Source organism: Streptomyces pseudovenezuelae (assembly GCF_001513955.1).
Taxonomy (GTDB): domain Bacteria; phylum Actinomycetota; class Actinomycetes; order Streptomycetales; family Streptomycetaceae; genus Streptomyces; species Streptomyces pseudovenezuelae.
The window spans coordinates 444,928-461,044 of record NZ_KQ948148.1 but is presented as its reverse complement, the minus strand read 5'-3'; the positions used below and the strand labels follow the sequence as shown (position 1 = coordinate 461,044).

Genomic DNA, 16,117 nt, shown 5'->3' with positions numbered 1-16,117 from the left:
GACGTCCTGTTGATGCCCCTTGGCGCACAATGGCCGTCATGAGCATCGTCAAGATCAACGTACTCACGGTCCCCGAGGAGCAGCGCGAGACGCTGGAGAAGCGGTTCGCCTCCCGGGCGGGGAGCGTGGAGGGCTCGGACGGCTTCGAGTGGTTCGAACTGCTGCGTCCCGTCGAGGGCACCGACACCTACCTGGTGTACACGCGCTGGCGGGACGAGGAGTCGTTCCAGAAGTGGATGTCCGGGATGGCGCAGGCCTCGCACGGGGGCGGCGGCGAGGGGGAGCGCCCCAGGCCCGCCGCCTCCGGGTCGACGCTGTGGAGCTTCGAGGTCGTGCAGCAGGCCGCGCCCCAGCAGTGATCTGAGCGGACCCCGGGCCCGCGGCCCGGGGTCCCGTGTCCTACAGCGTGACCTGCTTGCCGCCGAAGGTGACGACCAGGCTGCCGTTGGAGGCGTAGGACCAGCCCAGGGCACCCGCGTAGGTGGCGCATCGGGAGCCGTTGGTGCCGGACCAGAACTGGTTGGAGCTGTCGGCGTCACCGGCGTACCGGTCGTTGCCTCCGCTGTCGCAGGAGGTGTTGCCGCGGAAGACCGAGGTGCCGGTCTCGAAGTTGAAGTTGCGCTCGGTGTTGCCGATGGAGACGTTGCTGGTGATGGTCATCGAGCCGGGGTTGCTGTTGTACGTGAACCCGTGATGGCCGTTGCGGTAGGCGAGGGAGTGCTGCACCACGTGGTTGACCGCGATGTCGTCGCCGCCGAGCTTGAAGCCGTTGCGGTCGCCGTTGCCGGCCTGTGAGCCGTCGGTGAGCGTGCCGTTGCCGTAGGACAGGGAGTACTCGATGGTCACCGGGCCGATCGCGCCGGTGTCGGTCTTGGTGTAGAGGTCCCAGCCGTCGTCGATGTTGTTGTGCGAGACGGCGTACCGGAAGACGTTCCCGGTGCCGGTGGTGAGCTTGGCGGCGAAGCCGTCGGCGTCCTCGCCGTCGGAGTCGGCGTTGTCGTGCGACTCGGCGCTCAGGATCAGGTTGTTGGCCGGCCACTGGCTCGCCGGGGTGGAGGAGGCGATCCGGCCCAGCTGGAGCCCGGTGTCGCGGTTGAAGCGGGTCACCGTGCGCTCGACGACGTTGTTGCTGCCGCCGACGTAGATGCCGTTGTCCCCGGCACGCTCGACGACGAGGCCGTAGATCTTCCAGTAGTCGGCGTTGAGCTGGATCCCCCGGTTGGTGGAACTCTCGGCCTGCGCCGAGAAGTTGAGCACCGGTGTCTCGCCCGGGTAGGCGGAGAGCGTGGTGCGGGCGGCCGAGGTGCCGTTGTTGCCGGCCGGGATGGTCACCGTCGAGGAGTAGGCGTACGTCCCGCCGCGCATGTAGATCGTGCCGCCTGCGGAGATGCGGCTGATGGCCGAGGTGAGGGTGGTCGGGGCGGTCACCGTGCCGGCCGCGCTGTCGGTGCCGCTCGGCGACACGTACAGGGCGCTGCTGGACGGCGGGGTCGTGGTGCCCGATGTCTCGGCGTCCAGGTAGTCGACGTTGGGCAGGCCGTTGGCGCTGGTCGGGTTCAGCCGGATCGTGTTGCTGCCCGCGTTCACCGGGACGGTGAGGGTCTTCGTGGTCCAGCCGGTCCAGGTGCCGGTGGACGCGAAGGACGCCGAGGAAACGGTCGAGCCGTTCACGATGATGTCCGCGGCGCGGGCGGTGGTGGTGCCGTTGGCGAAGCGGACGCTCAGGGTCGCCGTGCCCGATGCGGGTGCGGACACGGTGAACTGGGCGTACGCGCCGGTGGCGTTGGTGCCGTTGCAGAATCCGCTGCCGGAGTAGCCGGCGTACTCGGTCTCGACGGCTCCCGTGCAGATGGCGGGGGATGTCTCCGCCTCGTAGCGGGTGGTGGCGGCCTGTGCTGTGGTGCCGGACAGTGCGACGAGCGTGCCGGCGACGAGGCCGACGGACGCGATGAGGGGTCTCAGGTGCATCGTTCGTCTCCATGGTGTGCGGCGACGGGGGCACGTATCCTTCGGACGGTAAGCGCTTGCCATGGTCGCGTCAACGGTCGCGTATGTGATTGTTGTTCACACATACGAATTAGATACGGTGTGCGGCATGACGCTCTTCGTGAAAATCTGCGGCCTGCGGACCGAGCAGGACGTCGACACGGCCGTCGAGGCCGGCGCCGACGCCGTCGGGTTCGTCTTCTCCGAAAGCCCGCGCCGCATCGACCCCGCCGCGGCCGCGCGGCTGGTCGCCAGGGTCCCCGAGAGCGTCCTCACGGTCGGTGTGTTCCGCCGCGAACCCCTCGACCACGTCCGCTCCGTGGCCGCCGAGTCCGGCATCCGGGCGGTTCAGCTGCACGGCCCCGAGGACCGCGGCTACTACGTCGACCTCGCGACGGGCGGCTGGACCCTGATCCGCGCGGCCGCCTTCGGCGACTCCGTACCGCGCTGCGGGGAGTTCGGCGAGGACATGCTGCTCCTCGACGCCCCGGTGCCGGGCTCCGGCATCGCCTGGGACTGGTCGCGCAAGCAGGTGGCGGCCGCGGGGGAGAGGTGGCTGCTCGCCGGGGGGCTCACGCCGGAGAACGTGCGGGAGGCGGTGGACGTCACGCGGCCCTGGGGGGTGGACGTGTCGAGTGGCGTGGAGGCGAGCCGGGGTGTGAAGAACCCCGCCCTGATCACCGCGTTCGTCGAGGCGGCTCGGGCGGGGGCGGTTCTGGGGTGAGTTCCCCCCCCCGGGGGGGTGCGGCTTTGTCGTCGGGTGCGGGTCCGTTGTGGCTTGTCGCGCAGTTCCCCGCGCCCCTGGGGGGTGGGGAGCCGGCTTGTTGTCGGGTGCGGGTTCGTCGTGGGTTGTTGCGCAGCCCCTGACGGGGGTGTGCCCGCGTCCGCCGCGCTGGGCGGCGGACGCGGGGTTTGGTTACTTCGGTGTGTCCGTCGGCTGGTTCTTCTGGGGGACGAAGGCCAGTGCGTCCCAGGCGATCGAGGCGTCGCCGGTGCCGTCGGCCGTGGCCGAGCTCAAGGACACGCTCGGCGTCCCCTTGAACGCGTACGACCCCAGCGACACCCAGGCGTTCTTCCCGCCCGTGTTCTGCGAGATCGTCTTCTCCACGACCGTGCCGTCACCGAGGTCGATGCGGTACGTGGCCGACGGGGTGTTGGCCTCGTGGTCGGGCAGGTGCACCATCACCTCCGCCGACCCGGTCAGCTTCCGGTCCGGCGTCCACGTGCCGGTGACGACCGAGTCGGTGTAACTCGGCACCCGGGTGTGGGTCAGCCAGAAGTGCCCGCCGAAGCCGGCGCCCAGCTGGTGGAAGTCGATCTTCGAGGGGTAGACGGTGGCGCCGTTCTGCTGCGCCGACCCGAAGGTGAACGTGAGGCTGCCCCGGCTCGTCCAGTTCCGTTTCCCCGCGCACGGGTTGGAGGCGCCGACCCGGAACTTCACCGTGTTCGGCACGTCGTCCACGATCAGGGCGTTCGCCGGGAGGGTGGACGTGCAGGCCGCCGGGTGCGGGGCCGCGACCTCGGGCTCGGGGTCACTCGCCTGGTACTTCAGCACCTCGGTGCCGCAGGTGGCCGTGCAGTCGGTCCAGCTCACCGGCTCGTTCCACCAGCACTTGAAGTCGTCGCGCTGGCACGGGCCCTCGGGCTGGGTCGAGCCCTCGACCTTGCGCGGCTTGGTGATGTCGCAGTCGTTGACCGTGGGCCGGCAGAACGTGTCGTGCGCGGGCTCGGCGGCGGGGGCGTCCGCGGGCCAGTCGCCGACGGTGAACGCCCGGACCGTCGCCCCGGTCGCCGGGTCGGTCTTCTGCTGGGAGTAGGCTGCCCAGCCGAGCACCCGCTCGGGGTACGTCCACAGGTTGGGGTTGCGGGCGTCGTCGTAGCCGGAGGACAGGAACATCGTGCGGTCGGCCGGGTAGAGCCCGTTGGCCGGGTTGTTGAACCAGCCCAGGCCCCAGGGAGCGCTCGCGTCCGTCGAACTGGGCAGGTTGAAGCCGCTGTTGTAGGCCCACAGCGCGAGCCACCAGTTCTCCAGGTACTGGGGGTCGCCGCCGTTGACCAGCAGACCCTTGTCGTACAGCTGGTTCCACTTGTCCTGGAGGATCTGGAGCCCCGCGGCGATGTTGGCCGCGTAGTCCACGGTGATCGCCTGCTGCTGCTCGGCGGTGTACGTGGTGTCCGTCTTCGCCATGCCGCTGGTCACCTGGGAGATGCCGTAACCGCAGTCCGCCGCTGCCCAGTTGACGGTGTGGACGCTGCCGGCGTTGCCGTAGTAGCCGCCCTGGATGAAGTTGCTGCTCTCGCCCGCCGCCGCCCGGGAGCTCGCCTGGAGCAGGTTGGACTCCTGGGAGAGCACCCCGAGCATGATCTGCGCGGGCACCCGGCCGCCGCCCTTGAGCGGGGTGGACGGGAACAGGCCCTGCGGGGTGTACGAGGGGAGTTCGCTGCCGTTCCAGCCGCTGCGGCGGCGCACGTCGAGCTTGCCCTGCACGGCGAGGTCCGTCGCCCACTCGGCCTGTGCGGTCGAGGGCTGCAGCGACTGGAGGCTCGGGTCGTTGCGGGTGACGGCGCAGGCGCGGTCGGGGTCGGTGGTGGAGGTCGACGGGTCGTCGTCGCCGGGGGTGACGCTGTTGGTGTGGATCCCGTCCGTCAGGGCCGGGGACTGCTCGTCGCCCTGAGCCCCCTTCGGCGCCTTGGGCTTCACACGGAAGCCGAAGGCGGTGTCGGAGCCGGGCAGCAGCGCGTCGATGCCGACCGGCTGGGCGGTGTCCGCCGCCGCCGTCCTGCCGCCGGACGCCTCCGTGCCGTTGCCGACGGAGGTCAGCGCCAGGCCGCCGGTGGTGGACACCTCGGCGGCGGCCGGCACGTCCAGCGTCCGCCAGCTCTTCGGCAGGGTCCGCACGGCGTCCTCGGCGTCCTGGCCGGTCACGAAGACCCGGCCGCCGGTGCCGTGCACCGCGAGGGCACCGAGCGCGCCGGAGCCGAGAAGGGTGTCGGAGCCCGCCGAGGTGACCCGGCGGACCTGGACCTTCTTCCCGTCCGGGACCTGGTAGGCGAGTCCGCTGTGCGCGTCCGGCACCAGCCGGAAGGGGGTGCCGCCGGTCCTGGCCAGGGTGCTGGTCGCGCCCTTGGCGTCGACCGAGACCACGGAGTCGCCCAGGGCGGCCGCGATCCTGTTCCCGAAGGGCACGGCGGAGGTGAGCTGGCCGGCGACGGTCTGCTGCCGGACCAGTGCCCCCTTCTCGGCGTCCACGGTGAGCAGTTGTGTGCCGGTGCCCTGCGGCCGGGTCAGGACGGCCTGTTCGCCGTCACCGCAGCCCGGGTTGAAGTAGGCGAGCGAGACCAGCTCGGGCAGCTTGGTCACCCTGCCGTCCGCCAGGTCGACCACGGCCGCGAACGCGCCCTGCTGGAAGCCCTGTTGGTCGTTGACGGCCTGCCGGGGCGCGTAGACCACGACGGCACGGTCGCCGGACCCGGTCACACAGGTCTGTCCGATCCACTGGTCGGTGTCGACGCCGGGCTCGGACAGGGTGGCCGCGGTGTGCCACTTGTAGGCGTCGGCCGCGTCGGCCACCAGGACGTGCAGTCCGGTGCCGTCGCCGTCGTAGGTGACGATCCGGTCGCCGGACTTCTGCCAGCCGGAGGGGAGTTGGGCGGTGTCGGTGACGTGGTCCGTCTTCGGGGCGGACGTCGGGTCGGCGGGGTCGGTCAGGGCCGCCGAGGCCAGCGGGGCGATGAGGGCCAGCGAGAGCACGGACATCGCGCCGGCCGCCGCTATCCGGCCGCGCCGGCTTTTCGGTACGCGCCAGCGGTGTCTCCCGCCGGCGCTTTCACGGAAAGTACGCAAGGAATTCCGTCCGGTCATTCGGAGAAAGGGGTGGGGGGTACCGGCTTCGAAGCTCCCCCAGGCCGGTGACGCGGAAGTTATCAGTCCGCTATGGCCGCAATGGGCGCTCCGGGTGATCTACCGAGTGGTATCCACGAAATATCCACGAGAATCAACCAACGGTTTTCCTTTTGCCGCGGTCCCCTTGAACGACACCCCCCACGCAGGACAAGGAACAGCGAACGTGTTGATGCACAGCACTCGTCTCAAGGCGGCTTTCGTCGCCGCGGCCCTCACCCTCGCCGGTCTGGCGGCGGCCGGCCCGGCGGTCGCCGCACCCACGGCCACGGTCGCGGCCGCACGCGCCCAACAGGCCTCCGTACCCGTCGACTTCGTGGACCTGCCCACCAGCGCCCTCGTGGCCGACGGTGAGCGGCACCAGGTCACCGTCACCTACCGCAACGACACGTCGGCGGACCGGACCGTCGCCCCGCAGCTCCTGGTGGAGTCACCGGACGCGGGTCCCTTCCTCACGCCGTCGGACGTCGTGGTCGAGCAGCGCACCGCGCACGGCTGCTGGCGGCCGGTGGAGACCGCGAGCCAGACCGGCACGCTCTTCACCGACCTGACGGGCGCTCAGCGCACCCTGCACCCGGGCGAGACCCTCACCCAGGACTACCGGATCACGGTCGTCGACCCCGACGCGCAGGGCACCGTGCAGCCGAGGATCGCGCGGTACTGACCCCGCTCGGCCTGACATGACAGGGCCCAGGTCTCCCGGGGAGACCTGGGCCCTCGCGTGCTGTTATCGCAGTGAGCCGATGCGTGCCGTTATCGCAGTGAGCCGATGCGGTCGACCCGCTCGTTCACGCCGTTGCGGAGTTCCGAGAGCGTCGTGCCGGGCGGGGCCACCGACGGGGTGGACGACGGCGGCTGGGTCTCGTCCGCGCACCTCGCGCCGCGGGCCGGGACCTTCAGGTCCACCAGGTAGTCCGTGATCGCGTCCGTGGCGCACACACTGCGGTTGAAGGCGGTGTGCCCCTCCGCCTCGAAGGTGAGCAGCCGGCCGTTGTCGAGCTCACGGGAGAGCGCCACCGCGTCCTGATACGGGGTGTCCGGGTCACCGGTGTTGCCGATGACGAGGACCGGCGCGGAGCCCTTCGCGTGGAAGCTGCCGCCGTAGCGGCTGGTGTGCTCGCCCTTCCACTGCACGCAGGCCGTGGCGTGCTGGTGGTCGTAGGTGGGCGGGCCGAAGGCCATGGCCGGGCCCAGCAGCGGGGCCAGCCTGGCGTTGGTCGTGACCTCGCGCTTCAGCAGGGCCGGGTCGCTCGGGTACTTCTTGTCGACGCACTCGACCACGACGTTCGGGTTGAGGAAGTCGAAGCTGGCCGGCGACGGCGGCCGCAGCAGGAACGAGGTGTTGTCGCGCAGCTGCGCCTTGCGCAGGGCCTCGCCGAACGAGGGCCAGATGACCTTGCCCTCGTTGATGTTGAACATCAGCCGGTAGACCAGCGTGTAGCCGTTCGCCTGGCCGCCGTTGGCCGTCGCCACCGGGTTGGCGTCCAGGTCGGCCTTCAGCTTCTCGAACGCCCCGCGCGGGTCGCCGTCACCGAAGCCGCAGGTCGCCTGGTCGGCCTTGCACCAGTCCAGGAAGCGGCTCATCGCGCCGTCCAGGGCGAGGTACTGCGGACGGTCGTAGGCGTAGGGCCGGCTGGTGTAGTGCTCCGGGTCGTAGGCCCCGTCCAGCGCGAGCGCGCGGACCCGCTTCGGGAACATCGCGGCGTAGACCGTACCGATGTAGGAGCCGAACGACCGCCCGTAGTAGGTCAGTTGCTGCTCACCCAGCGCCTGGCGCAGCAGGTCGATGTCCCGGGCCACGTACTGGGTGCCGACGTACGGCAGCAGGTCGCCCGCGTTGTCCCGGCAGGCCTGGTCGAAGTCGGCGGCCTGCCGGACCGCGGGCTCGTAGGCGTCGGGGCCGGGGACGCCCTTGGCGGCGGTCACGGCGGCGGTGTAGGTCGGGTCGTCCCAGCACACGACCTGGGAGCTGCGGCCGACGCCCCGCACGTCGTAGCCGAACACGTCGAAGTCGTCGCGCAGTGCGGCCGGCAGGTCCGCGTAGTTGTTGCGGACGAAGTCCACACCGGAGTTGCCGGGGCCGCCGGGCTGCAGGAACAGGGTCCCCTTGCGGTGGGAGGAGTCGGCCGCCGGCTTGCGTATGACGGCCAGTGTGAGGGTCCTGCCCTGCGGATCCCGGTAGTCCAGCGGCACCTGAGCGTTCGCGCACTGGAAGCCGCCCTGGCAGTCCGACCAGGTCAGGGTCGGCACGGTCGGTGCCGGCAGGGCCGCTGCGTCCTGCGCGGCCGCCGAGACCGGGAACGCGGTCCAGGCCACGGCGAGCGCGCTCACGGCGGCTCCGGCGAGTCTGAGTCGTCTCAACTTCACTGCTCTGGTTCCCCCTTGGGCTGGTCAAGCCTCAAAGAAATGGTCTTCTCACAGAGAGAACACAGAAAAACCCGCGTACCGGTTCCCAGGTCGTCGCCGTCGTCCCGGGGTCTTACCGGTGAACGTTCGCGTACTGCGTTCTGAGTACGGGGGAATGTCGGCAGGCGCACGACGACTTCGCGGCCCTCGTCCCGACAGCCTGGGAGGACCGTTCGGCATCAGATGTGGAGATCCCCCGCCGTGGCTACTTTCCTTTACCGCGTGGGCCGCCTGGCCTTCCGGCGACGCTGGTACGTCGCCCTGGTCTGGGCGGCCGTCCTGGCCGCCGTCGGGCTGGGAGCCCTGAAGGCGCCCGGTGCGGCCGACGAGGGGTTCTCGATGCCCGGCATCGAGTCCCAGAAGGCGTTCGACCTCATGGAGCAGCGCTTCCCCGGGGCCACGGCCGACGGCGCGACCGCCCGGGTCGTCTTCGTCGCGCCGAAGGGGGAGAAGGTCACCGCCACCGACAACAGAAAGGCCGTCGAGGCCACCGTCACCGACCTGGCCGACGGCTCGCAGGTCGCGTCCGCCGTGAACCCCTTCCAGGCGAAGGCGGTGAGCAGGGACGGCACGACGGCGTACGCCACCGTCACCTACAAGGTCGCCGCCGACGACCTCACCGACGCCAGCAAAACCCAGCTGGACCAGGCCCTCGACCAGGCCCGGGACAGCGGGCTGACCGTCGACGCGGGCGGCACCGCCATGAACGACGGGGGCGGCGCGGGCGGCGCCGCCGAGCTGATCGGTGTCGCGATCGCCGCGGTCGTCCTCCTCGTCACCTTCGGCTCGCTGGCCGCGGCCGGACTCCCGCTGCTGACCGCGCTCATCGGCGTCGGCGTCAGCATGGCCTCGATCCTCGCCCTGTCCGACGCCCTCGGCCTGTCCACCACGACCGGCACCCTGGCGATGATGCTGGGCCTCGCGGTCGGCATCGACTACGCCCTGTTCGTCGTCTCCCGCTACCGCGAGGAACGCGCCAAGGGCCGGGCACCCCAGGAGGCGACGTCCCTCGCGGTCGGTACGGCGGGCTCGGCGGTCGTCTTCGCGGGCCTGACCGTCGTGATCGCCCTCGCCGGGCTCTCGGTGGTCGGCATCCCGATGCTCACCAAGATGGGCCTGGCCGCGGCCGGCGCGGTCGTCGTCGGTGTACTGATCGCGCTGACCCTGGTCCCGGCGTTCCTCGGCTTCTGGCCGAACGCGGTCCTCAGGCGCAAGGCCCGCAAGAGCGGCCGGGTCCAGGCGGAGACCAGGGACAACGGCGGCACCCGCTGGGCCCGGTTCGTGCTGCGCCGCCCGCTGCCCGTGCTGCTGCTCGGCGTGGTCGGCCTCGGCGCCCTCGCGCTGCCGGTGACCTCCCTCCAGCTGGGCATGCCCGGCGACGAGGCCAAGTCCACCTCCACCACCGAACGCCGGGCCTACGACGCGCTCGCCGAGGGCTTCGGTCCCGGCTTCAACGGCCCGCTGACCGTCGTCGTGGACGCGAAGGGCGACGACGACGCCGAGGGGGCGGCCTCGACGATCGCGAAGGAGATAGGCGCCACCGAGGGAGTCGTGTCCGTCTCCCCGGCCCGCTTCAACGAGGCCGGTGACACCGCCGTCTTCTCGGTCGTGCCGTCCACCGCGCCGACCGACGAGAAGACCAAGGACCTGGTCACCACCATCCGCGGCGAGCGCCCCGGCGTCGAGTCCGCCACCGGCGCCACCTTCGAGGTCACCGGCACCACCGCCCTCAACATCGACATCTCCGAGAAGGTCCAGTCCGCCCTGGTGCCCTACCTGATCGTCGTGGTGGGCCTGGCGATCGTGCTGCTGCTGGTGGTCTTCCGGTCCCTGCTCGTCCCGCTGAAGGCGGCGCTGGGCTTCCTGCTCTCCGTCCTGGCCTCCCTCGGCGCGGTCGTCGTGGTCTTCCAGGAGGGGCACGGCGCCGGACTGCTGGGCGTGGAGACCACCGGCCCGATCATGAGCCTGATGCCGATCTTCCTGGTGGGCATCGTCTTCGGCCTCGCCATGGACTACGAGGTCTTCCTGGTCTCGCGGATGCGCGAGGCGTACGTCCACGGCGAGAGCGCCCAGCAGGCCGTCACCTCCGGCTTCCGGCACAGCGCCCGGGTGGTCGTGGCCGCCGCCCTGATCATGATCGCGGTCTTCGCCGGGTTCATCGGCGAGAGCGACTCCATGATCAAGATGATCGGGTTCGGCCTGGCCGCCGCCGTCCTGCTCGACGCCTTCGTGGTCCGGATGGCGATCGTGCCGGCCGTGCTCGCCCTGCTCGGCGACAAGGCCTGGTGGCTGCCGAAGTGGCTGGACCGGGCCCTGCCCCGGGTGGACGTCGAGGGCGAGGCGCTCACCAGGGCGGCCGACACCCCCGAGGAGCCCGCGCCCGTAGGCCAGGAGGCCGCACGCGTCTGACCCGCCCCCCCACGAGGGGCCGCCCGTGTCCTACGGCACGGGCGGCCCCCTTCGAGCACCATGGGGCCCAGGCCCACCCATCGGAGAAGCATGATCACCACCAGCCTGGAGCGGCGCTACACGGACCGCCTGGAGGAGTTCTCGGAACGCCACCCCTTCCTCGTCGACCTCGCCCTGGTCCTCGCGCTGATGGGTTCCGCGGCCCTCGGCGCCTCGCTCACGCTGCCCGGTGCCGCGCCGCCGGACGACGACAGGCTGGCCGTGGTCCTCATGGGCGTGTCCTGTCTGGCCCTGCTCAAGCACCGCACCCACCCCCGCCTCACCGTCGTGGTCAACGCGCTGTGCGCCACCGTCGTGATCGCACAGGGCTACCTCCTCACGCCCCTGCTGCTCGGCCCGGTCATGGCCTCGCTGTACTGGCTGGCCACCCTCGCCGAGCGCGAGACCATCCGCGCCTACGGCCTCTCGACTGTGGTGGTGGTGACGCTCGCGGCGGCCGTCTCCGACTCCATGGACCACGTGTCACTGCTCCTGAGGACCATCGGCCCGGTCTTCTGGCTGCTGCTCCCGCTCGCCGCGGGCACCATGACCCGGCTCAGGCGGGCCTACCTCGCGGCCACCCAGGCCCGCGCCGAGCACGCCGAGCGCACCCGGGAGGAGGAGGCGCGGCTCCGGGTCACCGAGGAACGCATGCGGATCGCCCGGGAGCTGCACGACGTCGTGGCCCACCACCTGGCCCTCGCGAACGCCCAGGCCGGCACCGCCGAACACCTCGCGCTCGCCAACCCGCGGCAGACCCAGCAGATCCTGCACGACCTCACCGGCACGACCTCCTCCGCACTGCGCGAGCTCAAGGCCACACTCGGCCTGCTGCGGCAGACCGACGACGAGGGCGCCCCGCTGGAGCCGGCACCCGGCCTCGCCCGGCTGCCGGAACTGGTCTCCTCGTGCGCCTCCGCCGGGATCACCGTCACCGTCACCACCGAGGGCGAGCCGCAGCCCCTCTCCCCGGGCGTGGACCTGACCGCGTTCCGGATCGTCCAGGAGGCGCTCACCAACGTCACCAAGCACGCGGCCACCCAGACCGCGCACGTCCGCTTCGTCTACGACGGCCCCCGCCTCCTCATCACGGTCACCGACGAGGGCCCGCCCACCGCGGCCGCCGAGCCGGCGAAGGGTTTCGGCGTCATGGGCATGCGCGAACGCGCCCACTCCGTCGGAGGTGAACTGCGGGCGGGACCGCGCCCGGAGGGCGGCTTCGAGGTGAGCACGGCACTGCCGTTGCAGCCGTCGGTGAGCGGGGACGAGGAGAGGTGAGGGGCCGGGCCGGCGCGGTGGGGCAGTGGCCGTCCGGGGTTCACCGGGAGGTCGCCGGCCGCCGGGTTCCGGGCCCGTAGGGTGGCCGGCATGGCTGACGTGGATCTCGACAGGGCCCTGCAGGTCGCGACGGAACTGGCGGCCTGGGCGTCGGAGGCGATCCGGCGCCCGCGCGACCCGGGTGCCGAGGTGCGGGAGAAGGACGGGCCCGCGGACATCGTGACCGCCACCGACGAAGCGGTGGAGACGCACACCCGGGAGGTGCTCGGGCGGGCCTTCCCCGACCACGGGATCGTCGGCGAGGAGTACGGCACCACCGAGGGCTCCCCGGGCGCCCCGCACTGGGTGATCGACCCGGTCGACGGCACCACCAACTACGCCCACTCCCTGGGCTGGTGCTCCTTCTCGCTGGGCCTGGCCGCCGCCGACGGCACCCCGCTGCTCGGCGTGGTGGCGGACCCGTGGCGCGGCGAGACGTTCACGGCGGTGCGGGGCCGCGGGGCGTATCTGAACGGCACCCGGGTGCACGCGGCCGCCCACACCACCCTCACCGGCCATGTCTTCCTCACCGAGTGGGCCGCGCACGCGCATTGGCCCGGCATGGACGCCCTCCTCGCCGAACTCGCCGCCCGGCACTGCACGGTGCGCGTGATGGGCTCGACGGCCCTGTCCCTCGCGCAGGTCGCCGCGGGCCGGGCGACCGCGGCGGCGATCGGCGGCTTCCACGCGGTCGACGGACTCCCGGCGCTGCTGATCGCCCGGGAGGCCGGAGCGGTGGCCCTGCCGGAACTGCCCTCCCACAACCAGCCGTTGCTGCTCGTGGCGCCGGGCGCCGCCGAGGAGACGGCCGGCATCTGGCGCAGCTCGGGAGCGGCGGCCGGCTGACGACCTCCTGGGAGAGACCTGACCAGGAGACAACCGTCAAGGAGGCATCAAGAGGCCGGCCGGAGCACATACTTCAGCAAGCGGGAGAGTCCCGGGAACTCCGACGGGGGAGCGGCTTGATGCATGCCGACGGTGCGGGTCTTGGCAAGGTCCAGGTGCGGCTCAAGTGGGACCCGAGCCCCTACGGAGAACCGGCCCGGCATCTCGACATCATCGCCGCGACCTTCGCGGTGGGCGACCCGTACGGGCGGCCGGAGTACGTCGTGCACACCGAGAGCCGCTCACCGGACGGCACCATCAACATGACCCGGCACAGCGAGACCGGCCTCGGCCTCGGCTTCGTCGAGGTGATGGAGCTGGAGTTCGAGCGCCTGTCGTCCACCTACGGCCGGGTCGTGGTCGGCGTCGCCATCCACCAGAACGGCGGCCCCCGCACCTTCGGCGACCTCACCCACGCCGAGGTGCTCGTCGTCGAGGGCTACCGGCGACTGCTGACCGACGACTTCGCGGGCGTCGCCGACGCCACGGCCGCGACGATCGCCGAGTTCACCCGGGACGCCTCCGGGGCGTGGCACCTCGGGGAGCTGATCCGGGGCTTCGACAGCAATCCCGCGGGCTTCATGGCGGAGATGGGTGGCGTACGGGGGTGAGGGCACAGGCCGGCGGACCGGCTCCAGGGAAAGAGCTCCCTGCGGCGTTCACGAGCGGGCCCCGGCGCAGGCCCGGGGCGGTTGCCGTACCCCCTGTCGGGCCCTTCTCGGCGATCTTCGGGACGCCCTGCGCGGCTCGTGGCCCGTTGCGTGTTCGTATCGGTCCTGGACAGACGGCGCGGGCCGGGCGGCCGTAGGCGCATACTGAGGAGGATGACAAAGCCTGCTGCACAGAAGCGTCACTTGCCCACCAGCCCCTTCAAGGCACCGGTCGCACCCGCTCCCAAGCACTTCGCGGTGGGCGACCAGGTCACACACGACATGTACGGTCTCGGCCGCGTGATCGGCGTCGAGGACGGAATCGCGGTGCTCGTCGATTTCGGCTCGTCGCAGATGCGGATCCTGAGTCCGTACTCCAAGATGACCAAGCTGTAGGAGAAAGGACCCCCTCTCATCGACCTGACCTCGCTGTTCTCCGCCCCCGAAGGGCAGCCCCAGCGCACCCCCGCGGCCCTGCCGCCCCCCACGACCAACCCCTTCCAGGCCCCGGACTTCGGGGACGACGAGGACGAGACCTTCCCGCGGCCGGAAGCGGAAGCGGCGTAGCCCCTCCCACGGACGAAAGGGCCGCACCCACCCGGGTACGACCCTGCGCCTGACGCGAGACCCCCGCCTCACCGATGATGCGGCGAGGTCAGGTAGTGCTGCCTGATGAGCTCCTTTCCGTAGTCATTGCCGTTCGGAGTGCGGATCACCGAGTGGACGTGCTTCTGAGTCGGGCCGTCTCCCTGGCTCGCGCCGTACGCGCCGGCCAGGGGGCCCGGACCCTGGCAGTCGACCTCGACCCACACCACCGGGCTGTGGACCCGCACGTAGAACGCGGAGTCGTCGGCCGTCCCGCCAGCCCAGGTGACATAGGTGTCCGCGAGGTGGGAGCGGACCTCCGCCAGCCGCACCTTCGCCGCGTCCGCCTTCGCCCGGCCGGTGAACGCCTCGACGATCGCCAGCAGCTTCTTCTTCTGCGCGCCGGTCAACACGTCGGCGCGCAGCCCCTCGTACGTCTGGACCGCGTTGTCCGAGAAGGCGCCCGCCTTCATCGACTCGTTCGACTTGGTCGCGGAGGCGATCGCCACCGCCCGCTGGGCCGCCGTGAGGGAGTTGACGAAGGCCAGTGAGGCGGCGACCTCCTCGTGGCAGACGGTGACCGTCTCGCCGTCGATCTCCATCGAGGTCGGCTCCGAACCCCAGAAGCAGGGGCTCATCACCACCTGGTCGCCGAGGACGAAGTAGTTGATCACCAGGTGGTGGCCGTCGAACTGGAAGCCCCAGGGCTCGTCCGCGGACGGTGTGCCCATCACCGTCCAGTAGTAGGCGTCCTCGTTGAAGGCGCTCGTGTTGCCGATCGCCTCGCCCGCCGCCTGGTTGATCCTGCGGATCTTCTCCGTCGTCTCCAGTCCGTCCGCGCTCAGCGCCGCCTTGAGCAGAGCCGTGCCGAGGGCCTTCTGGTCGTCGGTGAGGTCGGCCAGGGCGACGCCCTGACGGTCGTAGGAGTCGATGTTGCTCCACAGGCGCCACTCCGTGGAGTGGACGGTGAACTGGGTCGACGTCTTCTGGGTGTCCGTGAGACCGGCGAGGAAGGCGTTCGCCGCCGCGATCACCGGGGCGGTGGCCACGCCCGTCGAGTGGACCGTGAACAGGTCGTCGATCCGTTTGCCGTCCGTGGTCAGGCCGAAGAACTCCTCGGTGAGCGACTGGTTGCCCGGCCCGCCCGTGCCGCCGCCCGGGCCGCCGCTGGGCGCACCGCTCGGCACCGGGGTCGCGGAGGCGTCGGCCGTGCCCGTGGTGTCGTCCGCGAGCGCCGACCAGGCCCCGGCACCGCCCATCGTGGCCACGGCCGTGGCGCCGGAGGCGAGGAAGACCTTCCGCATGAAGTTTCGGCGGCTCGCGTGGGCCCCCCGGTCGGCCTTTCCGGCCCCCGCCTCGTCGAGCTCGGTCATCGTCGCTGGCTCCCTTCGTCATGGGCACGTCCGCCCTCGGACGGCCACGACGCCCCACCCTCGGCGACCGAACTGAGTCCCAGCTGAACCCCGCCCCCCACGGCAACGGCCCCGGCGCACCGGACCTGCACCTCTGTGAATCCCCTGAGAAACCCACACCCGTGAACCCGGCACACCCCACGCCCACGCCCCGGCCCCTCCGCCGCCCACATGCCGACGCGAACCGGCCCCTCCGCCAGCGCCACCGTGAACTCGCGCACCCACTCCGACGGCGCCCGTACGACCGCCGCCGTGATCCGGACTGCCGCACCCGTCGCCCCCGGCAGCGTCACCGTGAACTCGGCGCACCCTGGTTCACCGGGCCTCCTCGACCCGTCCCGTGCACGCCCGCGAGCCCGCCCCCGCACACACGGCGGCGCAGACCAGCCCCTCCATGGATGCCCCGGGAAACCCTCAAGCCGCCCCCGGCACCCCGGGCAGTCACCGTGCACTCGGTGCGCACTGTGTGCGCCTCCGCACCACCGCCCCCGCGATCGTGAGGTCACCGTGAACTCGGCGCACCCACT

Annotated in this window: 12 protein-coding genes; 8 read left to right on the top strand and 4 right to left on the bottom strand. The window is 71.4% G+C overall.

The genetic code is table 11. From position 1 onward, the window contains the following. Positions 1-38 precede the first annotated feature (38 nt). Entirely contained in the window at positions 39-359 is a 321-nt protein-coding gene (locus AQI94_RS22435; protein ID WP_031039480.1) for an antibiotic biosynthesis monooxygenase family protein, read from the top strand. A gap of 40 nt (positions 360-399) precedes the next feature. Here AQI94_RS22435 and AQI94_RS22430 read toward each other — a convergent pair whose 3' ends face one another. Continuing rightward, positions 400-1,968: a carbohydrate-binding protein gene (locus AQI94_RS22430; RefSeq protein ID WP_031039479.1), complete on the bottom strand. Its 1,569-nt coding sequence runs from the start codon at positions 1,966-1,968 to the stop codon at positions 400-402. A gap of 127 nt (positions 1,969-2,095) precedes the next feature. Here AQI94_RS22430 and AQI94_RS22425 point away from each other — a divergent pair, with 127 nt between their 5' ends. Beyond that, a complete protein-coding gene (locus AQI94_RS22425) occupies positions 2,096-2,710 on the top strand; it encodes a phosphoribosylanthranilate isomerase (RefSeq protein WP_031039478.1) in 615 nt (204 codons plus the stop codon). 192 nt (positions 2,711-2,902) lie between these two features. Here the strand turns inward: AQI94_RS22425 and AQI94_RS22420 are convergent, their stop codons facing one another. Next, a complete protein-coding gene (locus AQI94_RS22420; protein ID WP_037941577.1) occupies positions 2,903-5,743 on the bottom strand; it encodes a golvesin C-terminal-like domain-containing protein in 2,841 nt (946 codons plus the stop codon). A 316-nt stretch (positions 5,744-6,059) separates the two neighbouring features. On the opposite strand from AQI94_RS22420, the gene AQI94_RS22415 reads away from it, so the two are divergent. Next, positions 6,060-6,551 (top strand): hypothetical protein, encoded by a 492-nt coding sequence (locus AQI94_RS22415; protein WP_031039474.1) that lies wholly within the window; start codon positions 6,060-6,062, stop codon positions 6,549-6,551. A gap of 89 nt (positions 6,552-6,640) precedes the next feature. Here the strand turns inward: AQI94_RS22415 and AQI94_RS22410 are convergent, their stop codons facing one another. After that, complete coding sequence (locus AQI94_RS22410; RefSeq protein WP_031039471.1) at positions 6,641-8,254, bottom strand: alpha/beta hydrolase; 1,614 nt, start codon at positions 8,252-8,254, stop codon at positions 6,641-6,643. A 240-nt stretch (positions 8,255-8,494) separates the two neighbouring features. On the opposite strand from AQI94_RS22410, the gene AQI94_RS22405 reads away from it, so the two are divergent. The 5 genes from AQI94_RS22405 to AQI94_RS22385 all read left to right on the top strand — a co-directional run bounded on the left by AQI94_RS22405 (position 8,495) and on the right by AQI94_RS22385 (position 13,989). Then, the gene (locus AQI94_RS22405; RefSeq protein WP_031039466.1) at positions 8,495-10,702 is read left to right on the top strand and encodes an MMPL family transporter; all 2,208 of its coding nucleotides are present in this window, start codon (positions 8,495-8,497) and stop codon (positions 10,700-10,702) included. Between the two features lie 93 nt (positions 10,703-10,795). Next, positions 10,796-12,019: a sensor histidine kinase gene (locus AQI94_RS22400; protein WP_037941582.1), complete on the top strand. Its 1,224-nt coding sequence runs from the start codon at positions 10,796-10,798 to the stop codon at positions 12,017-12,019. An 81-nt stretch (positions 12,020-12,100) separates the two neighbouring features. Then, positions 12,101-12,904: an inositol monophosphatase family protein gene (locus tag AQI94_RS22395; protein ID WP_031039460.1), complete on the top strand. Its 804-nt coding sequence runs from the start codon at positions 12,101-12,103 to the stop codon at positions 12,902-12,904. Between the two features lie 119 nt (positions 12,905-13,023). Continuing rightward, a complete protein-coding gene (locus AQI94_RS22390) occupies positions 13,024-13,554 on the top strand; it encodes a TerD family protein (RefSeq protein WP_031039456.1) in 531 nt (176 codons plus the stop codon). Positions 13,555-13,767: 213 nt separating this feature from the next. Continuing rightward, the gene (locus AQI94_RS22385; protein WP_007383474.1) at positions 13,768-13,989 is read left to right on the top strand and encodes a hypothetical protein; all 222 of its coding nucleotides are present in this window, start codon (positions 13,768-13,770) and stop codon (positions 13,987-13,989) included. A 239-nt stretch (positions 13,990-14,228) separates the two neighbouring features. Here the strand turns inward: AQI94_RS22385 and AQI94_RS22380 are convergent, their stop codons facing one another. Beyond that, entirely contained in the window at positions 14,229-15,551 is a 1,323-nt protein-coding gene (locus tag AQI94_RS22380; protein ID WP_031039453.1) for a DUF3500 domain-containing protein, read from the bottom strand. Between the last annotated feature and the right edge of the window lie 566 nt (positions 15,552-16,117).

Bases quoted from the DNA above. Each gene is read 5' to 3' on its own strand.
- AQI94_RS22435 (WP_031039480.1), top strand. From the start codon at position 39: ATGAGCATCGTCAAGATCAACGTACTCACGGTCCCCGAGGAGCAGCGC.
- AQI94_RS22430 (WP_031039479.1), bottom strand. From the start codon at position 1,968: ATGCACCTGAGACCCCTCATCGCGTCCGTCGGCCTCGTCGCCGGCACG.
- AQI94_RS22425 (WP_031039478.1), top strand. From the start codon at position 2,096: ATGACGCTCTTCGTGAAAATCTGCGGCCTGCGGACCGAGCAGGACGTC.
- AQI94_RS22420 (WP_037941577.1), bottom strand. From the start codon at position 5,743: ATGTCCGTGCTCTCGCTGGCCCTCATCGCCCCGCTGGCCTCGGCGGCC.
- AQI94_RS22415 (WP_031039474.1), top strand. From the start codon at position 6,060: ATGCACAGCACTCGTCTCAAGGCGGCTTTCGTCGCCGCGGCCCTCACC.
- AQI94_RS22390 (WP_031039456.1), top strand. From the start codon at position 13,024: ATGCATGCCGACGGTGCGGGTCTTGGCAAGGTCCAGGTGCGGCTCAAG.
- AQI94_RS22385 (WP_007383474.1), top strand. From the start codon at position 13,768: ATGACAAAGCCTGCTGCACAGAAGCGTCACTTGCCCACCAGCCCCTTC.
- AQI94_RS22380 (WP_031039453.1), bottom strand. From the start codon at position 15,551: ATGACCGAGCTCGACGAGGCGGGGGCCGGAAAGGCCGACCGGGGGGCC.